This is a genomic window from Thioalkalivibrio sp. ALE28, assembly GCF_000377425.1.
Taxonomy (GTDB): Bacteria; Pseudomonadota; Gammaproteobacteria; order Ectothiorhodospirales; family Ectothiorhodospiraceae; genus Thioalkalivibrio.
Genome location: NZ_KB898093.1, coordinates 393,111 through 411,790 on the forward strand (window position 1 = coordinate 393,111; position 18,680 = coordinate 411,790).

Genomic DNA, 18,680 nt, shown 5'->3' on the forward strand with positions numbered 1-18,680 from the left:
GGTGCGTTTCGACGTCATCACGCTGTTTCCGGAACTGGTCGCGGCGGTTGGCGAAGCCGGCGTGACCGGGCGGGCCGTCGAGCGCGGCCGGCTGGACCTGAAATACTGGAATCCGCGCGCCTGGGGCGCCGGCTTCCACCAGGCCGTGGACGACCGTCCCTATGGCGGCGGGCCAGGCATGGTGATGCAGTACGCGCCCCTGGCGTCCGCGCTGGATGCGGCGGTGGCGGACGCGGACGCGGTCCCGTACGTGATCGCGCTGACCCCGCAGGGGCGGCCGATCCGGCAGGCGATGCTGCGCGAGCTGGCGGCGCGCCCCCGGGTGGCCCTGGTCTGCGGGCGCTACGAGGGCATCGACGAGCGCTTCATCGAGGCGCGGGTCGATGAGGAATGGTCGCTCGGCGACTTCGTGCTCTCGGGCGGGGAGCTCGCGGCCATGGCGGTCGTCGATGGCTGCGCCCGTCTGCTCCCGGGGGTCCTGGGGCATGCGGACTCCGCCGAACAGGATTCCTTCAGTGCCGGGCTGCTGGATTGCCCGCACTACACCCGGCCGGAGACCGTGGCCGGGCGGGCAGTACCGCCGGTACTGCTGGGTGGCGACCATGGCGCCATCCGCCGCTGGCGCCGCCGTGAGGCGCTGGGCAGGACCTGGAGCCGGCGGCCGGACCTGCTGGCCCGGCTGGAACTCGGGGCCGAGGATGCGGCCCTGTTGGACGAATACCGTGTGAGTGGCCGGACAGGCGGCTCGCGCACCGAAAGCGATGATTGAGGTCGAGCAATGAATAACGTCATTCAGGAACTGGAAGCCGAGCAGATGAAGTCGGATGTGCCCGCCTTCGGGCCCGGCGATACCGTGGTGGTGCAGGTGAAGGTGCGCGAAGGCGACCGCGAGCGCCTGCAGGCCTTCGAGGGCGCGGTGATTGCGGTGCGCAACCGCGGCCTCAACTCCGCGTTCACCCTGCGCAAGGTCTCCTACGGTAACGGTGTGGAGCGCACGTTCCAGACCCACAGCCCGCAGATCGCCGAGATCAAGGTGAAGCGCCGCGGCAAGGTGCGTCGCTCCAAGCTGTACTACCTGCGCGACCGCACCGGCAAGGCCGCCCGCATCAAGGAAGACGTCAAGGCGGCGAAGTAACGCCGGCCGGCGGGGTGCGGCAAATGGCCGTGACCCCGTCACCCCTGGCTTTTCGCTATTCGATGTCGGCTGGATCGACGACCCGCAGCCAGCGCTGTCTCCTCCCCGGAGTCGCGCTGGCTTTTGCGTGGCTGGAATCCGCGAACGGTGAGCTCCTCGCCTGCGACTGGCAGGACCCGGATGATCCCCGGGAGTTGGTCCCGCTGGCCGACATCCCGGGGGCCGATCGTCGCCCGCCACCGTTTGCCCCGGACGCCTATGGCCGGGATGCGTCCGCCTGGCAGCCGACCCCCGCGGTCCCGCCGGGCAGTGCCCATGCGCGCCGCGTCTGGGCGGCCCTGTCGGAGATCCCGGTCGGCGAGGTCCGCACCTATTCCGAGATTGCGGCCCGCGTGGGCTCGGCGCCCCGCGCCGTGGGGCAGGCCTGTCGCGCCAACCCCTGGCCGCTGTTCATCCCCTGCCATCGGGTCGTGTCCTCCCGCTTTCGTCGTACCCATGATGTGGGCGGCTACGCAGGCGATCAGGTGGGCGAGCTGGCCCAGGTCAAGCGCCTGTTGCTGGCGCACGAGGGGGTTCTGAACCACGAATGATCCGGCGCCCGTCGCGTGCCGGTTTTTCTCCCTTCCTTCCGTCCCCCCGGTGATTCTTCCCGCCTCCGCGGCGGCTGGTCTGCGTGCTTTGTTCCCCCTGCGGGGAATCTTCATCTCTTTTTTCAGTTTCTTGCGTGCCCGGGCCGTGCTGAACGGCGCCTGAAAAAATTTCCCAAAACCGGGAATAGATTGGAGTGGTCCCCCGTCTGCCCCTCGGTGTTGAAGCCCAAGAACCTTTCAAAAACAGACTTTTAGGAAACGCTAATATAGTCTTTTGTGTTGACAGCACGGACTCGGGTTCAGCACTCTGCTACACAGGTCCGGGCCAGATCAGTCCCGGGCTTCATCGAAAAAAACCCGTGTGATGGAGGTTTCCATGTTCAAGAAAGCATTGCTTGCGTTGCCCGTAGCAATGGCTGTTGGGGCTGCGGCTCAGGCTGGCGAGTGGCAGGACCCCAATGATGTCCTGCAGAACCTGCTGCAGAACAATCCCGATTCCGCCTACCTGCATCAGAGTGAAATGAACATCATGATGATGCCGGACAACCCCGCCCTGTGGCTGGTCGACGAAGGCGAAGAACTGTTCTACGCCGAGCGTGGCCCGAACAACGTCTCCCTGGAAGGCTGCGACTTCGGCAAGGGCCCGGGCGAGCTTGAGGGTGCTTACGTCGAGCTGCCGCGCTACTTCGAAGACACCGGCAAGGTAATGGACTTCGAGATGCGCCTGGTGCACTGCATGAAGGAACTGCAGGGCTTCACCAGCGATGATCCCGCGGTGGCCCGCCGGCACGGCAACGGCTCCGACATCATGCAGCTGACCACCTATATCGCCCACCAGTCCTCCGGGATGGCGTGGAACCCGCCGCTGGATCACCCGGAAGAGCAGGCCATGCGCGACGCCGGTGAGGTGCTCTTCTTCCGCCGCGGTGGCGCGATGGACTTCAACTGCGCCTCCTGCCACGGCGATGCCGGCAAGCAGATCCGCGCCTCCGTGCTGCCCGAAATGCGCAATGGCCAAGAATGGACCAAGGCTGTCTCCTGGCCCGCCCACCGCGCTGGCCACGACAACGTGCGTAGCCAGAACCACCGTATCCGTGGTTGCGTGTGGCAGATGCGTCACGCCGGTATCAAGGCGGACACCCCGGTCAACACCGCGCTGATCTCGTTCTGGAACGATGCGGCGCGTGGCGAACCGGCCATCCTGCCTGACCTGAAGCGGTAACCTACGGACGCAATAGGAGACACCAAGTATGTTTAAGAAGAATGCTGTTGCGGCCGGCATGGCCGCGTTCGCATCCGTCGCCCTGACCGCAGGTTGCGCCGTTGCCGACGGGAGCAAGGGTTCGGATGTCGACATCACCGCGATGAGCGCCGAGGAACTCGCCGAACATCTCATCTTCGAGACGGACAGCTTCCGTGATCAGGAGATGCAGGAAGGCGGTACCTGGCGTGATCGCATGACCCAGGATGAACTGCAGAAGGCCTGCTCCATGGAAGGTGACCCGGACGGCGAGACCGCCGGCCGTGTGGTCGCGATGGCGCGCGCGTCCTACGAGGCACCGGAAAGCATCGAGCTGGGCGACTGGCGCAAGGGTGCCGAACTGGCCGACTCCGGCTACGGCTATCGCCAGGGTCATAACACCGATGACCACAGCCAGCGCGAAGCCGGTGGCAACTGCTACAACTGCCACGTGTTCGACCCGCGGGTATCCGAGCAGGGCACCATCGGCCCGAGCCTGCAGAACTACGGTGCCAACCGTGGTACCAGCGAAGCCGTGCTGCGCTACGTGCACGAGGTGATTTCCAATCCTCACCAGTACTTCCCGTGCACGGAGATGCCGCGCTTCAACTCCGACCGTCACCAGCTCCTGAGCGACGAGCAGATCAGCCATATCATGGCCTACCTGCTGGATCCGGAGTCGCCGGTCAACAACCAGTAACTCGTTTGCTGGATCGGGGCAGTCCGCAAGGACTGCCCTTTTTTGAGTCCCCGCGCAAGGTTGCGGGGCTTCAGAAAAGGGTCCCATCGCGCTCGACCTCTCGTCCGTGCGCGGGTCCCGGGCGGGAACGAGACGCTCCAGCCATCAGGGCAGCCGGGCGAATGCCTTGAAGCGCTGGTCTCACCGCGGGCAAGAAGCGGCAACAGCCGACGCAAGAGGAGATATCAGGGATGCTCAGTAACAAAACAGTGGGGGCGAGCTTGGCCATCGTGGCGTCGACGGCGCTGATTGCAGGCTGCGACGGCTGGATGGGCGAGCGAGGCGGCGAAGTCGATATTACGGCGATGACCGCCGAAGAGTATGCGGAATACCTCGTGCTGGAGACGGACAGCTACAGCTTCGAGCAGGAGGCACAGGAGGGTGGATCAGCCCGGGACCGTATGGTCCAGGATGGCATCCAGGCGGCCTGTTCGCTCGAAGGCGAGCCGGATGCCGATACGGCCGGCGAGGTCATCGCGATGGCGCGCGAGAGCTACGAAGAGCCGCCGGGCGGCCCGCGCCTGGGGAACTGGCGTCGGGGTGCCGAGCTGGCGCGTTCCGGTTACGGCTATCGGATCGGTCATCGCAATGACGACCACGGTACCCGCGAGCCGGGCGGCAACTGCTATGCCTGCCACCAGATGGATCCAGCCGAGGAGCTCTACGGCACGCTGGGCCCAAGCCTGGCGGGTTACGGGGCCACCCGTGGAACCGACAGCTCGGTCGTGAATTACGTGCATCAGGTGGTGTCCAACCCCCACCAGTACTTCCCGTGCACCAAGATGCCACGCTTTGGCCACAACAACTTCCTGACCGAAGAGCAGATCGCGCACGTGATGGCGTATCTGCTGGACCCGGAGTCTCCGGTCAACCAGTAAACCGGTCACACGGTCGAGGGCGGTCGCTATCGGCTGCCCTTCTTGAGCCACCGCGGGTACGCTCGCGGTGGCTTTTTGTTTGAGGGACGCATGCTCAGCTACCAACACGACTATCACGCCGGCAATTTCGCCGATGTGCACAAGCACCTGGTCCTCTGGCAGATCCTGGAATCCCTGCGCGGTCGCGACAAGCCCTTCGTGGCACTGGACCTGCACGGGGGTGCCGGCGGATACGACCTGACCGGTGCGCGGGCGCGCAAGACCGACGAGGCCGCGGCCGGTATCGCCCGCCTGTGGGCGACGGAACAGCCCTTGCCCTCGGGCGTGCGGGAATTCCTCGGCACGCTGCGGTCGATGCAACCCCGGCCCCCGCGTCTGACGGAGTACCCGGGATCCCCTTTGCTGATCCGGGCGCGGCTGCGCGAACGCGATCAACTGATCGCCTGCGAGCTGCATCCCGAGGCATACGAACGTCTGCAGGCGCGGTTGGCGGGGGATCCGCGCTGTCACGTGCACAAACGCGACGCGCGCGAGGCCGCGCGGGCCTTGTTTCCCCCGGAGCCGCGCCGTGGCCTGGCCTTGCTGGACCCCTCCTACGAGCGCGGGGCCGAGTATCGCGAAGTGGCCGAGATGGTGACCACGATCCGCCGGCGCTGGAACACGGGGATCATCCTGATCTGGTATCCGATCCTCGCGGGCCGGCCGGATCACGCGATGCGCGAGCACTTAAGAGCCGAACTGGAGGATCCGTGGCTGTCCAGCGAGCTGCGCATCGCGCCTGACCCCGAACGCCACATGGGGCTGGCGGGTTCCGGGATGCTGGTGCTGCGGCCCCCGTGGCAACTGGAGGCGCATCTCCCCGAGCTGCTGGCGCCGGTGTGGCAGGTCCTGGATCCGGAGGCTGCCGGTGGGCTCTACCAGGCAGCTGTCCTTGAAAACGGCACGGGCGACCCAACCTTGCGACGTGTCGAGACCAATCAAGGGACGAGCAGGCCATGAGTGAAACCCAGACCGCACCGCAACCCGAGACCCGCCGCTTCGAGACCGAGGTCAGTCAGCTCCTGCAGCTGATGATCCACTCGCTGTACTCCAATCGCGAGATCTTCCTGCGCGAGCTGATCTCCAATGGCGCCGATGCCTGTGACAAGCTGCGCTTCGAGGCCCTGGCCCAGCCGGAGGCGATTCCGCAGCCGGCGGAACTGGCGATCGACGTCGAGGTGGATCCGGAGGCCCGCACGGTGACGGTGCGCGACAACGGCATCGGCATGTCCCGGGACGAGGTGGTCGAGCATATCGGGACTATTGCGCGTTCCGGCACCAAGGCGTTTCTCGAGAAGCTGACCGGGGACCAGAAAAAGGACTCGCAGTTGATCGGCCAGTTCGGGGTGGGCTTCTATTCCTCGTTCATCGTGGCCGATGAGGTGCGCCTGGAGACCCGCCGAGCCGGCAGTGAGCCGGATGCGGGTACCCGCTGGGAGTCACGGGGCGACGGCGAATACACCATCACTGCCTGCGAGCGCACCGAGGCTGGCACCGAGATTACGTTGACGCTGAAGGAAGACGCCGACGAATTCCTCGAGCCCATGCGCCTGCGCCACATCATCGGGCGGTATTCGGACCATGTGGCGTTCCCGATCCGCATGCGCAAGTCGGATGACGAGGGCAACCCGACCGATGAATGGGAGACGGTCAACCGCGCCAGCGCGCTGTGGACCCGTTCGAAGAGCGAGATCAGCGACGAGGAGTACCAGGAGTTCTACAAGCACGTCGCGCACGACTTCGAGGACCCGATTGCCTGGACGCATAACCACGTCGAGGGGCGCCAGGAGTACACGACGCTGTTCTACATCCCGAAGCGGGCCCCGTTTGATCTGTGGGACCGCGATGCCCGTCACGGGGTCAAGCTCTACGTAAAGCGCGTGTTCATCATGGACGACGCGGAAAAGCTGCTGCCCAACTACCTGCGGTTCGTGCGCGGTGTGGTGGACTCGGCCGACCTGCCGCTGAACGTCTCGCGCGAGATCCTGCAGGACAACCGCCTGGTCGACTCGATCCGCTCCGGCTCGGTGAAGAAGATCCTCGGGCTTCTGCAGTCCATCGCCGACAACGAACCCGAGAAATACGCCGAGATCTGGAAGAACTTCGGGCGGGTGCTGAAGGAAGGCCCCGGCGAGGACTTCGCCAATCAGGAGACCATCGCGAAGCTGCTGCGCTTTGCCAGCACGCACAATAGTGACGACACCCAGAACGTGGCGCTGGCGGACTACATCGAGCGCATGAAGGACGGTCAGGAGGCGATCTACGTGATCACCGCCGATAATGCCTCCGCCGCGCGCAACAGCCCGCATCTGGAGGTGTTCCGCAAGCACGGGATCGAGGTGCTGCTGCTGTCCGACCGGGTCGACGAATGGCTGCTGTCGCACCTGCGCGAGTTCGATGGCAAGGCGATCAAGAATGTTGCCAAGGGCGACCTGGACCTCGACAAGATCATCGGCGAGGAGGCAGACCCGAAGAGTGGTAGCGACGAGCCGGCGGGCGACGACGATCTGGGCGATCTGCCCGAACGCTTGCAGCAGGCGCTGGGCGATCGGGTCGACAGTGTGCGCGCCTCGCGGCGGCTGGTGGAGTCTCCGGCCTGCATCGTGCTCGGCGAGCACGAGATGGCGCTGTACCTGCAGGAGCTGCTCAAGCAGGCTGGCCAGGAGACCTTCTCCGGCAAGCCGGTGCTGGAGGTCAACCCGGGGCACCCGCTGGTGGAGCGACTGAAGGCCGCCGAGGGCGAAGACTTCAACGACCTCGCCTCGCTGCTGTTCGAGCAGTCCCTGCTGGCCGAAGGCGGGCAACTGGAGGACCCGACCGGGTTCGTCGCGCGGCTCAATCGCCTCCTGTTGCAGAAGGCCGCCTGACCCGATTGGCCACCCGCCGGAAACCGTATCGCCGGCGGGTGGACCTGACGCGCGGCCCTGTTCCGCGTTACCCTTACAAGTTCATGTATTAAGAGGGCAAAGCCCATGCAAGTCGCGCAGAACGCCGTGGTGGCCATCCACTACACCCTGACCAACGACGCTGGCGAGAAGATCGACAGCTCCGAAGGCCGCGAGCCGCTGGCCTACCTGCACGGGAACGGCCAGATCGTCCCGGGCCTGGAGAAGGAGCTGGAAGGCAAGGCCGCCGGTGACAAGGTCCAGGCCAAGGTCTCCCCGGCAGAAGGCTATGGCGAGAAGATCGATGCCATGGTCCAGGAGATCCCGATGGATGCGTTCCAGGGCGTCGAATCCGTCGAGCCGGGCATGCAATTCCAGGCGCAGACCGAAAACGGCCCGCTGACCGTCACCGTGACCAAGGTTGAGGGCGATACCGCCACGGTCGACGGGAACCACCCGCTGGCCGGCGAGACCCTGAACTTCGACGTCGAGATCGTCGAGGTCCGCGAGGCCTCCGCCGAAGAGCTGGAGCACGGCCACGCCCATGGCGAGGGCGGTCACCAGCACTGAGCGTGCCGGGCCGGCGCCACGCTGGCCTGACCACGAGGCGTGAAGGCTCGCCAGTCCGACCCGCTCCGGTGCCGCCGGGGCGGGTTTTTTCGTTCCGGGCCCGCCCGATGTGCCGTGCTCGGGGCTTCATTTCCGATAGTGATATTGCAAACCATTCTCATTCCGTATAGGGTGCCCTCCGTTGATGGCAACGGCGACCGGATCATCCTCCGCGCCCGCCACGATCACCGGACCCGGCTGAAGGTGTCCAGTCCTTGCAGCGAGCGTGCTCGATGATGGCCAAACGTACGAACACAACTCCCCCCGGACGCCGGCGAACGCTGGCGCTGGGGGTGGCCGCCAGCTTCGCGCTGCATGCCGGAGTGCTGGGTTCGCTTTGGGTCATGCGCGATGCCGAGCCGGAATCCATAGGCACCCGGGGCGGTGGCATGGAGGCCCACTGGGTCGATCTGGATAGCGTCCTGCCGGGCGAGCCGGCGATTGAACCCGAGGCCGTTGCGGAGACACTGGACGAACCGGAACCGGAACCGGAACCGGAACCGGAACCGGAACCGGAACCGGAACCGGAACCGGAACCGGAACCGGAACCGGAACCAGAGCCAGAGCCAGAGCCAGAGCCAGAGCCAGAGCCAGAGCCAGAGCCAGAGCCGGAGCCGGAGCCGGAGCCAGAGCCAGAGCCAGAGCCGGAGCCAGAGCCAGAGCCAGAGCCAGAACCGGAGCCAGAACCGGAGCCAGAACCGGAGCCAGAACCGGAGCCAGAACCGGAACCAGAGCCGGAACCAGAGCCGGCCGGATTCACCCCGGAGCGGGTCGAGGAGGCGGAGACGGGCGCGACCGCCAGTGGGCCGGCGGGGCAGGAGGACGAGCCCTTCGAGGAGCCGGGTTTCGGGGCGGATTACCTGAGCAATCCGCCGCCCGACTATCCGCGGATCTCGCTGCGTCGTGGCGAGGAGGGGACCGTGCTCCTGCGGGTCCGGGTTTCCGCGCAGGGGCAGCCGCTGGACTGGTCGGTGGAGGAGAGCAGTGGCCACCGGCGTCTGGACGAGGCCGCTCAGGCAGCGATCGAGCACTGGGAGTTCGAGCCGGCGCGCCGTGGCGGCCGCGCGGTGGAGGGCGTGGTCCTAGTGCCAATGGAATTTTCGATTCGATAAACGCGTGAGCCCCGCCGCAGGGGCGCCGTCGAGGATGACTGCATGAACGAGTTCGATGTTTTCTACGTGTTTCGCCATGGCGACCCGGTGCTGATCGCGGTCTTCCTGGTCCTGCTGGTGATGTCGGTGGCGACCTGGGCGATTGCCGCGAGCAAGCTGTTCACGCTGTTCGGTGTGCGCCGCGACAACCGCGCGACGCTGGAGGCCTTCGATGCGAGCCAGACGGCGCCGGCCTTTCACGATGCGATCCGTGATCAGCGCGGTCCGCTGGCGGCGATCGGCCAGGAGGCGTTCGCGGCGTTCGACGACTATCGCGGTGTGCGGGATGGCTCGGACAAGGCCGAGCAGCGTCTGGACGACCACGTGGTGCGCCGAATCCGCCAGGCGATGGACCGCCAGCTGTTGCGCATGCAGGCCGGCAACATCGTGTTCGCCTCGGTCGGGGCGCTGGCACCGTTCGTCGGGCTTCTGGGTACGGTCTGGGGGATCCACGGCGCGCTGATCGACATCTCGCAGGAGTCGTCGGTATCCATGGACCTGGTCGCCGGGCCGCTCGGTGAGGCCCTGGTGGCGACGGCCGCCGGTCTGGCCGCGGCCATTCCGGCGGTCGCATTCTTCAATATCTTCAATCGTTCCCAGCGTCTGCTGCACCAGGATTTCGAGGCCTTCGCGCATGATGTGCATGCCCTGCTGATGCACTCCGACCTGATGCCGGGTAATGCACGCCAGGCCCGCGACCGCCGTACCGATCCGCATGCGCTGCCGGACGACGGCCTGCATCAGGGGGTATGAGCGATGGCCTTTGGACGCATGGGTGATTCCAACGAGCCGATGTCGGACATGAACGTGATCCCGTTGGTGGACGTGATGCTGGTACTGCTGGTGATTTTCATCATCACCGCACCGGTGATCACACACTCGGTGGATATGGACCTGCCTCAGGCCACCAGCGAGCCGGTGGACGAACTGCCCGAAAGCGTCACCCTGGCGCTGGACGGGGGAGGCGATCTCTACTGGAACAACGAGCCGATTGCGCTGGAGAAGCTCCCGACGCGCCTGCGCGATGTGCTCGAGACACAACCGGACGTCGCGATCTACCTTCGCGCGGACCGCGACACCCGCTACGAGCGGCTGGCCCGGGTGATGGCCGAGGTGCGCCAGTCCGGGGTGGGCCGCATGGCCTTCGTCTCCGAACCGGAGGGGGAACGATGAATTCCGGCTCTTCTGAATCGGTCAAGCCCGCCGCCCGCGAGCAGACGGGCCCGCGCGAGATCGCCAGCGAACAGTTGCTGGGACCCGCGCGGCAGATCCGCATCTGCCACCGTGGCGAGTGGTACACCTTGCGCCGCACCGCGAACGACAAGCTGATCCTGACCAAGTAGAACCACACGAAACACCCGTCACGGTCCGTACCGTGACACCTGCCAGCCAGGGGAATCCCTCCCTCAGCCAGCCTCCAATCCGTCACCGCTCCGGGGCGTCTCGACGTCCGGGCGGTGTTGATACTGGCGACTCAAGGGAGACAACCATGGCTCGAAACCACCAGCCGGCCCACCGAACCGAACCGCGAGCAACGGGCTCGCCTATCCCCGACGCCTGGAAGCGGCGGGCAATCGTGCTCGCGATCGCCGGGGTCGCGGGTATTCCCGCGCTCCATGCCCAGGAAGCCGACCCAGGGACAGTCCCCGAACCCGAGGCCCGGCTTGCGCCGGTCCAGATTCTCGGGGATGTGACCGCGACACAGCGGCTGCCCGGTTCGGCGGCCGTTGTCGGGCGTGACCAACTGGAAACCGAAGGGACCACCGATATCCATCAGGCGCTCAAGACGGTGCCCGGTGTCTATGTCCGGGAAGAGGATGGCGCGGGCCTGCGGCCGAATATCGGTATCCGGGCGGCGCCGCCGGGGCGCAGCAGCAAGGTGACCCTGATGGAGGACAACGTGCTGATCGCCCCGGCCCCGTACTCCAACCCGGCGGCCTACTATTTCCCGACCGCCAAGCGGATCCACGAGATCGAGGTGCTGAAGGGGGCGCCGTTGCTGCGCCATGGCCCCCAGACGACCGGGGGGGTGATCAACCTGGTGTCCACGCCGATCCCCCGCGAACGTGAAGGCTCCATCGAGGCGGTGGTCAACGATCGCGGCGGGACCGACGTGCATGCGATGTTCGGCGATCGTTCCGGCGACTGGAGCTACATGATCGAGACGGTCCAGCGGGACGGGGCCGGTTTCAAGGATATCGATCGCAGCAACCGGGATACCGGGTACGACATCCAGGACTATGTCGGCAAGCTGCGCTGGGAGGGTGAGCGCCAGAGCATCGAGACCAAGGTCCAGTATTCGGAGGAGACCTCGAACGAGACCTACCTCGGTCTGACCGATGAGGATTTCGCGCGCGACCCCAACCGGCGTTACGGCCTCTCCGAGATTGACCAGATGAACAACGATCACCTCGGGCTGAGTCTGACGCATGACATCGACTGGTCGGATCGCGTACGCATGACCACCACCCTGTACCGCAACGAATTCGCGCGTAACTGGTTCAAGCTGGGCGGCGGCAGTGCGTTTATCGACGACGCCAACCAGGGGGATGCCAGCGCGCAGCGGATCCTCCGGGGCGAGGAGGATGTTGCGGACCTGACGTATCGCAACAACAACCGCGAATATGTCTCCGAGGGTGTCCAGACCGAACTGAGCATGGACTTCGGGGACCACTGGCTGCGCGCGGGTGCCCGCTATCATCTGGACGAGATGGATCGGTTCCAGCCGGATGATATCTATGACCAGGTGAACGGCTCGCTGGTCTACCAGGATACGATCCAGCCGACGGGCAGCAACAACCGGTTCGAGGATGCCAAGGCCTGGAGTTTCTGGGTGGCCGACGAGTGGTACGTGAACGATCGGCTGACCGCCAACCTCCTGCTGCGCTACGAGGACGTCGAGACCTCGCGTACTCAATACGGCGACGCGCAGCGCACGGTTGTGGACTCCCGGCGTTCCAATTCGAGCAGCATCTGGTTGCCCGGGGCCTCGCTGACCTATGACGTGACGGATCGCTGGCAGGTCCTTGCCGGCGTACACCGGGGATTTGCCCCCCTGGGCGGCGGTGCGACCGAGGAACAGGATCCGGAAACCAGCACCAACTGGGAACTGGGTGCCCGTTATCAGGGTGATAACGCCTTCGTCGAGGCCATCGGCTTCTACAGCGATTTCTCCGACTTCGTGCAGAACTGCTCGATCGCCACGCCCTGCTCGGACGGATCCACCTCCGGGACGTTCACTACCGGAGAGGCGGTGATTTCCGGTCTGGAATTGCGTACGTCCACGAGCATGGATCTCGGCCGTTTCCGGGCGCCGCTGGAGGCTAGCTATACCTACACCAGCGCCGAATACAGCGCGGACAACGCGGTTTCCGGTGTGCAGAAGGGAGACCGCCTGCAGGCGATCCCGCGTCACCAGTTCAGTCTGCGCGCGGGGCTCGAGCATGGCAGTGGCTGGAACAACTACGCCATCCTGAAGTACATCGACGAGACCTGCAGCAGTGACGGCTGTAATCGTGCGTCGGGCGGCTTCAATCGCACCGAGTCGCTGACCACGCTGGACCTGGTAAGCCGATATCCGCTGGGCAAGGATACCGACTTGTTCGTGCGCGCCACCAATGTGCTGGACGAGCAGAGCATCATCTCGCGGTATCCGGACGGGGCCCGGCCCAATGAGCCGCGCACCTTCTCGGTGGGCCTGAAGCACCGCTTCTGAGACCCCCGAACGGGGTTTGCATGTGCCTCCGATTGGCCGCGGCCTTGTCCGCGGCCTTTTTTATGGATCGGTTTCCGTGGGTGTGCATCACAGTTTGCAGGCCCAGGGCCCGAACGAATCGAACCAACGGAGTTCAGCCGGGCCTTAATGCCGAGTGCCCCGGCGGCGGGTGACCCGCTCGTGCGTAGGGAATGATCCGGAACGGACTGCAACGGTAAAGGAGAACACCATGTGGAAATCACGACTGACGATTCTGATGCTTGCCCTGATGATGGCGCTGGGCAGCGCGACCCTCGCGGGGTGTGACAATCAGGGCCCGGCGGAAGAGGCCGGTGAGAACATCGATGACGCCATGGACGATGCTGGCGACGCGATGGAGGATGCCGGGGACGAGATGGAGGATACCTTCAGCGACTGATCCCGGCTGAGCCGAAACAAGAAGCCCCGGCACGCGCGGCGTGCCGGGGCTTTTTTGCTTCATCCGGATTGGACGCCCCTGCAGGGCGTCCGGGGGTCAGAAGTTGCCGTCACCCTCCGGTTCCATGCCGCCATCGGACGGGGGTTGCTGCATCTCGCCCTCTTGCGGCGGCTCCTGCATGCTCCCTTCGGGTGGCGGGGCGCTCTGCATGCCGCCTTCACCCCCCTCGGGCTGTTCCTGCATCTGTTGTTCCTCGAACTCGTCCATGCCCATGTCGCCGTCGGAGCAGCCCATCAGAAGTACAAAGGGTGCGATGGCCGCGGCGGCCAGAATCTTGGTGGAATGCTTCATGGAAACTCCTGTCCATTGAGGTGGATGTAAACGCGCAACTGCGTTCACACCTCTTGACCCTTGAGCCCCCTCCGGTGTTTCGGGAAATTCATCACAGCTTTGCGTTTCGCCCGGGGCGTGGTTTCTGTCACGCATCCTCGTGCGGTTTGTCGACGGCCCTTCGCGGGGTCGCTAGAGTGAGACAAAGGCAATTCCGGACGGCAGTGATGGCGCAATCCTCTTCGCAAGAATCTCTCCTGGAGCAGGCTCGCAATGCCTGGGCCCGCGGCGAACACGCCGTCGCGATGACCCTCTGGCGGCAGGGGGCCGAGGCCGGGGACCCGCAGTGCGCCTTCAACCTGGGGGTCCTGCTGGATGAGGGGCAGCACCTGCCGCGGGATCCCCTCGAGGCCGCGCAGTGGTATCAGCGTTCGGCCGAGGCCGGGTTCCCGGATGCCGCCTTCAACCTGGCCGTCCTGTTCGAGCAGGGGGACGGCCTGGAGGCGAACCCCAACGAGGCGGCCCGCTGGTTCCATATTGCCGCGGAGCGCGGGAATGCCCAGGCGATGTTCAACCTGGGGCTCAAGTTCGACGAGGGCCGGGGCCTGCCGCAGGATGCGGAACAGGCGGCCCAGTGGTATCTGCTGGCGGCCGAGGCCGGCGAGGGGCGCGGTGCCGCCAATCTCGCGCGGCTGTTCGCGATGGGCGAGGGCGTGGAACGCTCCGATGTGTCGGCGTTCAAGTGGTATGCGATCGCGGCGGAGATGGGGATCGCGAGCGCGGCGCGTTACCGCGAGCGCGTGGCGCGCGAGCTGAGCCCCGACGAGCGCCTGCACGCGGGCGAACGCGCCCAGGAGTGGCTGCAGAACCAGGCACAGGCCAAGGCAGCGCCGCGCCTGCAGTAGCCGGTACGGCCGCCTGTCAGGGGTGCAACCTGAAGGAAGCGCCGGGATCTCGCGAGCCGATCGCCACGGTGCTGCGCACCTCGCGATGACGGCTGATCGGTGCTGTTGGTGTTCGGGATGACGAGAGCGTGGGGGTGGCGTGTCACGCAGGGCCTGAGGGCACTGCGTCATGACCCCAACGCGCTTCTTCCGATCTTCCGGGCCTTCCAGTGAAGCGCTGTGGACCTTCTTCGTGCGCTCCGCGGAGGGCTAGACCACCACGTTCAGTTCGCGGCGTGGCTCCTCGGCCGGCCCGGCCAGACTGACCGCGAGTTCCACGCGGCGGCGCAGGGCCTCGACACCGACGCCGCCCAGCACGCCACCGTCCGGCGCCGCGGCCCCTTCGGCGTCATTGCCACTGCGGAAGGCCTCGATCTGGGCCGCGACCCGGGCCCGCGAGGCCATCTCCTGTTCCGAGCGCGGGGGGAAGGCCAGGCCCTGGTCCTGTTCGGCATCGCCGCGGCGGTTCTCGTCCTGTTCCGCGCGATCCTCGATCGGGCGGCGGGCCTCGCCGGCCTCGGGGTCGTTCAGCGGGCGATCGAAATCGGCCGGGGTGGAGAGCTGCCCCAGGCCCAGCCGGTCGCTGCCGGTCGGGCGTGTGCCGACCGGTACCGCAGCAGACGGGTTGGTGACCGGGACTTCCATCGCGTAACTCGGCGAGCCTCCTGGTAAGGCGTGTTCTCAGGCGTTGCCCGGATTCAGGCGCGTACGTCCAGCAACGAGCCGATCATCCGGTCCTCGGCCTGCAGGGTCTTCACCGAGGCCTCGACCTGATTCTGGCTGGCGATCATGCCCACCTGGGCACCCATACTCTCGCGACTGCCCGCGTTCTCGGTGGCCACCGTGTGGGCCTGCTGGCGCATGCTGGTCATGCCCTTCTGGATGCCCGCGAGGGAGTGGCTGGCGTCGATCATGTGCGTGAACCTGTCCGGTAAACCTGTAACTCGTTGACCCGATTATAGATCAATTAGTTGCATTTCACCGCCCGGCGGCTCCGCGCCGGGTCAGGCGGGGGCGAGCAGGGCCTGCAGGCGGGCGTGCACCGCGGCGCGTGCGCCGGACTGGCGGGACTGCCATTCAGCGAGGCGTGCGCGCCGTGCCGCCGGGTCGATCCCCTCCGCGAGGCGCGCGAGCACCTCGTCGGCCACCTGCTCGGGGTCCTCGCCGCGGGCGACGAGGCCGGTGTGCTCGGCGGCGATACGCAGTCGCGTGGCGGCATCCGGGTGGCGTTCATGCTCCGCCGGGCCGCAGATGACCGCGCTGCCACAGGCCAGCGGCAGGCCCAGGTCGGGCGGGGTCTCGCTGGCGGCCAGGGTGCCGCCCGGCAGGGTCACCTGGGCGCAGGTGTAGGCGGCGTGCAGCGTCTCCGGATCCTCGATGTAGTAGACCCGGTTCTTGCGCGGCACGAAGGAGGTCATAAAGCGGTTGTGGCGGATGATCGGCAGCGAGTACTTGATGGCGTCGCGATAGACCGGCTCGTGACGGGCCGGGTCCGCGGGAGCCAGCAGCAGGATGGCCGCGCTCTTGCGCAGAACCGCGAACAGCACGGCAAACGCGAAGGCCTCCTCGCCCGGGCCGGTATTGGGTGCCAGCAGGATCGGATGGCCCTTTTCGTGGTATTCGCGAAAGCGTTCGCAGAATCCGCTGGAGTCGGACGGCGGGGCCGGCAGTTCCACCGCCCCGGCGAGCGGGTCGCCGATCACTTCGGCGATCCCGGGGGCCGGGGCGTCTTCGCGCGCCGCGAACACGGCATCCCACTCGACACCCCCGGTGTCGCCCTCGGCATTCACCCAGATGCGCGGTGCGTGGAGCGAGGCCAGCGCGGGGCCCAGGTCGTGCTCGCCGGCCCGCAGGGGGCCGATGACCACGACGGCGCGCGGCCGCAGCCGCGCCAGACGCGGGGCCGCCAGGTCCGGGCGCATCGCCAGCGCCGGGGTGGCATCCATCAAGCCGGCCGCCTCGCGGTCATGGCCGCAGTCGGTGACCCCCAGCGTGATCGGCCCGATGGCGTCGGCCAGCTCCGTGAGCCAGTCGGCGGCGGTCTCGAGGGTGGCCCGCGGGGCGAGGATCAGGATGCGCCCGCCGCTGTCGCCGGGGACGGAGCGGGCGGTGATCCAGGCAGACAAACGTGCGAACATGGCGGGCTGGTATCCGGTGGTCGGGCGAGCGTCGCATTATACGAGGCGGCATGGCGCGCCCGCCACGGCCGGGCTTTGTGTCTTCAAGGGGAATTGCGCGATGCATGTACGCTGGATCATCGGGCTGGTGGCGATGGGGGTCATCCTGGCGCTGGCCATGTGGGTCTACTCCAACCCGGGTGGCATGCGCAGTCAGCAGTTCTCCGACCTTCCGTGGCAGATCGAGGTGGGGGATCGCCAGCGCACGCGGGTGCTGGGCATCGTGCTGGGCGAGACCACCATGGCCGACCTGATGGGCCGCCTGCCGGTGCCGGACATCCGCCTGTTCGTGGATGCCGACGGTTCGCGTTCGGTGGAGGCCTACTACGTGAACGCGCGCATCCCCCCGTTCGAGGCCAACCTGATCCTGCGCCCGGATCTGGATGAGGCGGCGCTGGACCGGATCGAGGCCGAGACGACGTCCGAGCGGCCCATGCCCAGCGGGGCCCGGCGCTACGGACTGAGCGACGACGCCCTGACGTCGCTGGGCAACGTGCCGATCGTCGAGATGAGCTACATCCCGCGCGCCCACTGGACCGAGGACCTGATTACCCAGCGTTTTGGCGAGCCGCGCGAGCGCCTGCGCATGGACTCCGATCACAGCTACTGGCTCTACCCCGCGGACGGGCTGGCCATCCTGGTCCCGCGCCGCGGGCGTGTGCTGATGCACTACGTGACCCAGGAGCGCTGGGGACAGACCGTGGAACGCCTGCGCGACGAAGGGCGCCGCCGCCTGGGCGAGGACTACGGGGATCATGAGTGAATCCGCCCTGCCGGATGACCGCCCGTTCTGGGAGCGCCCGCTCGAGACCCTGAGCCACGAAGAGTGGGAGGCCCTGTGCGACGGCTGCGGGCGCTGCTGCCTGCACAAGCTGGAAGACGAGGACTCGGGCGAGCTGGCCTTTACCTGGCTGGCCTGCGACCTGCTCGATTGCGAGACCGGTTTCTGCTCGGACTACGCCAACCGCCGGGACTTCGTGCCGGACTGCATCCAGCTGACCCGAAAGGACCTGCCCCACTATCACTGGTTGCCGCCCACCTGTGCCTATCGCCTGCGTTTCGAGGGCCACCCGCTGCCGACCTGGCACCCTCTGCTGACGGGCGATCCGGAGACGGTCAAGCGCGCCCGCGTCTCGGTGGCCGGCCGGGTCATCCGCGAGTGTGATGCCCCCGACCTCCCCCTGATCGACTACGTGGTCGACTGGCCCGGTGAGGTGCCGGAGTCCGCGCGTCTGTGGCGCCCGGTGGTGCGTTTCCCGCAGGAGTAGCCATCGGTATGGCGGGATTCGTCGACCTGTTCGTGTACGGGACGCTGAAGCGGGGCTTCGCCAACCACCGGGCGTTCTGCTCCGGCGCCCTCCGGATTCGCGCCGCGACCATTGCCGGGTCGCTTTTCGACCTACCCGTGGGCTACCCCGCCGTGCAGATCCCCGCCAGCAGCATTCTCCTGAAAGCCGGGCAGGACCCGGCCCGTGACGCGGGGCGTCAGCGCCGCTTCCGGGGGCTCGCGCCATCAGCCCCGGATGCGGCGCAGGAGCTTGTGCACGGCGAGTGGATTCGCCTGCCCGACCCGCCGCGGGCCCTGCCGCGCGTCGACGCCCTGGAGGGTGTGCGCCCGGACGGCCGCGGGGAGTATCGCCGGGCCCTGGTGCCCGCCTGGACCGAGGATGGTCCCACGGCCCTCTGGGTCTACTGGATGCCGCGTCTGCCACCCGGTGCGCGCCATCTGGCGGGTGGCGTCTGGCCGGCACGGCCCTGAACTGCATGGTTCAGCGGTGGTGATCCTGTAGCGCCCGCTCCACGATCCGCTGCGCTCATCGCATCCCGAGC

Annotated in this window: 23 protein-coding genes; 19 read left to right on the forward strand and 4 right to left on the reverse strand. The window is 66.8% G+C overall.

Annotated elements, in window-relative coordinates; all coding sequences use genetic code 11:
• Window position 1 precedes the first annotated feature (1 nt).
• From trmD to D105_RS0101975, 15 genes are all read left to right on the forward strand, one after another.
• Window positions 2–769, forward strand: coding sequence for a tRNA (guanosine(37)-N1)-methyltransferase TrmD (gene trmD, locus D105_RS0101895; RefSeq protein ID WP_018876080.1), 768 nt, complete (start codon window positions 2–4; stop codon window positions 767–769).
• A 9-nt stretch (window positions 770–778) separates the two neighbouring features.
• Window positions 779–1,135, forward strand: coding sequence for a 50S ribosomal protein L19 (gene rplS / locus D105_RS0101900; RefSeq protein WP_018877312.1), 357 nt, complete (start codon window positions 779–781; stop codon window positions 1,133–1,135).
• Window positions 1,136–1,158: 23 nt separating this feature from the next.
• A complete protein-coding gene (locus D105_RS0101905; RefSeq protein WP_018876081.1) occupies window positions 1,159–1,725 on the forward strand; it encodes a methylated-DNA--[protein]-cysteine S-methyltransferase in 567 nt (188 codons plus the stop codon).
• A 412-nt stretch (window positions 1,726–2,137) separates the two neighbouring features.
• Window positions 2,138–2,947, forward strand: coding sequence for a sulfur oxidation c-type cytochrome SoxA (gene soxA / locus D105_RS0101910; RefSeq protein ID WP_018877313.1), 810 nt, complete (start codon window positions 2,138–2,140; stop codon window positions 2,945–2,947).
• 28 nt (window positions 2,948–2,975) lie between these two features.
• The gene (gene soxX, locus D105_RS0101915) at window positions 2,976–3,665 is read left to right on the forward strand and encodes a sulfur oxidation c-type cytochrome SoxX (RefSeq protein WP_018877314.1); all 690 of its coding nucleotides are present in this window, start codon (window positions 2,976–2,978) and stop codon (window positions 3,663–3,665) included.
• Between the two features lie 230 nt (window positions 3,666–3,895).
• On the forward strand, window positions 3,896–4,582 hold the full coding sequence (gene soxX / locus D105_RS0101920; RefSeq protein ID WP_018876084.1) for a sulfur oxidation c-type cytochrome SoxX: 687 nt from the start codon (window positions 3,896–3,898) through the stop codon (window positions 4,580–4,582).
• A 90-nt stretch (window positions 4,583–4,672) separates the two neighbouring features.
• Window positions 4,673–5,581 (forward strand): 23S rRNA (adenine(2030)-N(6))-methyltransferase RlmJ, encoded by a 909-nt coding sequence (locus D105_RS0101925; protein ID WP_018877316.1) that lies wholly within the window; start codon window positions 4,673–4,675, stop codon window positions 5,579–5,581.
• A complete protein-coding gene (gene htpG, locus D105_RS0101930) occupies window positions 5,578–7,488 on the forward strand; it encodes a molecular chaperone HtpG (RefSeq protein WP_018877317.1) in 1,911 nt (636 codons plus the stop codon). Before D105_RS0101925 ends, htpG begins: the two co-directional genes overlap by 4 nt.
• A gap of 105 nt (window positions 7,489–7,593) precedes the next feature.
• Window positions 7,594–8,076 carry a peptidylprolyl isomerase gene (locus tag D105_RS0101935; protein ID WP_018865786.1) on the forward strand — a complete coding sequence of 161 codons (483 nt, stop codon included), beginning with the start codon at window positions 7,594–7,596 and terminating at the stop codon, window positions 8,074–8,076.
• A gap of 428 nt (window positions 8,077–8,504) precedes the next feature.
• A complete protein-coding gene (locus D105_RS14430) occupies window positions 8,505–9,227 on the forward strand; it encodes an energy transducer TonB (protein WP_081619265.1) in 723 nt (240 codons plus the stop codon).
• A 42-nt stretch (window positions 9,228–9,269) separates the two neighbouring features.
• On the forward strand, window positions 9,270–10,019 hold the full coding sequence (locus tag D105_RS0101955) for a MotA/TolQ/ExbB proton channel family protein (protein WP_018865784.1): 750 nt from the start codon (window positions 9,270–9,272) through the stop codon (window positions 10,017–10,019).
• Window positions 10,020–10,022: 3 nt separating this feature from the next.
• On the forward strand, window positions 10,023–10,439 hold the full coding sequence (locus tag D105_RS0101960) for a biopolymer transporter ExbD (RefSeq protein WP_018877319.1): 417 nt from the start codon (window positions 10,023–10,025) through the stop codon (window positions 10,437–10,439).
• The gene (gene hemP / locus D105_RS14435; RefSeq protein WP_018865782.1) at window positions 10,436–10,609 is read left to right on the forward strand and encodes a hemin uptake protein HemP; all 174 of its coding nucleotides are present in this window, start codon (window positions 10,436–10,438) and stop codon (window positions 10,607–10,609) included. The genes D105_RS0101960 and hemP overlap by 4 nt, the downstream gene beginning before the upstream one ends.
• A 233-nt stretch (window positions 10,610–10,842) precedes the next feature.
• Window positions 10,843–12,981, forward strand: a complete 2,139-nt coding sequence (locus D105_RS0101970) for a TonB-dependent receptor domain-containing protein (protein WP_018877320.1) — start codon at window positions 10,843–10,845, stop codon at window positions 12,979–12,981.
• Window positions 12,982–13,210: 229 nt separating this feature from the next.
• Window positions 13,211–13,399 (forward strand): hypothetical protein, encoded by a 189-nt coding sequence (locus tag D105_RS0101975; RefSeq protein ID WP_018865780.1) that lies wholly within the window; start codon window positions 13,211–13,213, stop codon window positions 13,397–13,399.
• A gap of 96 nt (window positions 13,400–13,495) precedes the next feature.
• Here the strand turns inward: D105_RS0101975 and D105_RS0101980 are convergent, their stop codons facing one another.
• A complete protein-coding gene (locus D105_RS0101980; protein WP_018877321.1) occupies window positions 13,496–13,750 on the reverse strand; it encodes a hypothetical protein in 255 nt (84 codons plus the stop codon).
• 206 nt (window positions 13,751–13,956) lie between these two features.
• Between D105_RS0101980 and D105_RS0101985 the strand changes: the two genes are divergently transcribed.
• Complete coding sequence (locus tag D105_RS0101985; RefSeq protein WP_018865778.1) at window positions 13,957–14,634, forward strand: tetratricopeptide repeat protein; 678 nt, start codon at window positions 13,957–13,959, stop codon at window positions 14,632–14,634.
• A 249-nt stretch (window positions 14,635–14,883) separates the two neighbouring features.
• Here D105_RS0101985 and D105_RS0101990 read toward each other — a convergent pair whose 3' ends face one another.
• The 3 genes from D105_RS0101990 to D105_RS0102000 form a co-directional block, all read right to left on the reverse strand.
• On the reverse strand, window positions 14,884–15,318 hold the full coding sequence (locus D105_RS0101990) for a hypothetical protein (RefSeq protein WP_018876090.1): 435 nt from the start codon (window positions 15,316–15,318) through the stop codon (window positions 14,884–14,886).
• Between the two features lie 53 nt (window positions 15,319–15,371).
• Window positions 15,372–15,587 (reverse strand): hypothetical protein, encoded by a 216-nt coding sequence (locus D105_RS0101995; protein ID WP_018865776.1) that lies wholly within the window; start codon window positions 15,585–15,587, stop codon window positions 15,372–15,374.
• A gap of 90 nt (window positions 15,588–15,677) precedes the next feature.
• Window positions 15,678–16,811, reverse strand: coding sequence for a hypothetical protein (locus tag D105_RS0102000; protein WP_018877322.1), 1,134 nt, complete (start codon window positions 16,809–16,811; stop codon window positions 15,678–15,680).
• A gap of 100 nt (window positions 16,812–16,911) precedes the next feature.
• On the opposite strand from D105_RS0102000, the gene D105_RS0102005 reads away from it, so the two are divergent.
• Genes D105_RS0102005 through D105_RS0102015 form a run of 3 tightly spaced genes read left to right on the forward strand, consistent with a single transcriptional unit; the run spans window position 16,912 to window position 18,609 of the window.
• Window positions 16,912–17,613 (forward strand): hypothetical protein, encoded by a 702-nt coding sequence (locus D105_RS0102005; RefSeq protein ID WP_018877323.1) that lies wholly within the window; start codon window positions 16,912–16,914, stop codon window positions 17,611–17,613.
• Entirely contained in the window at window positions 17,606–18,118 is a 513-nt protein-coding gene (locus tag D105_RS0102010) for a YcgN family cysteine cluster protein (RefSeq protein WP_018877324.1), read from the forward strand. The genes D105_RS0102005 and D105_RS0102010 overlap by 8 nt, the downstream gene beginning before the upstream one ends.
• Before the next feature lie 8 nt (window positions 18,119–18,126).
• Complete coding sequence (locus D105_RS0102015; RefSeq protein ID WP_018877325.1) at window positions 18,127–18,609, forward strand: gamma-glutamylcyclotransferase; 483 nt, start codon at window positions 18,127–18,129, stop codon at window positions 18,607–18,609.
• The last annotated feature ends 71 nt before the right edge of the window (window positions 18,610–18,680 follow it).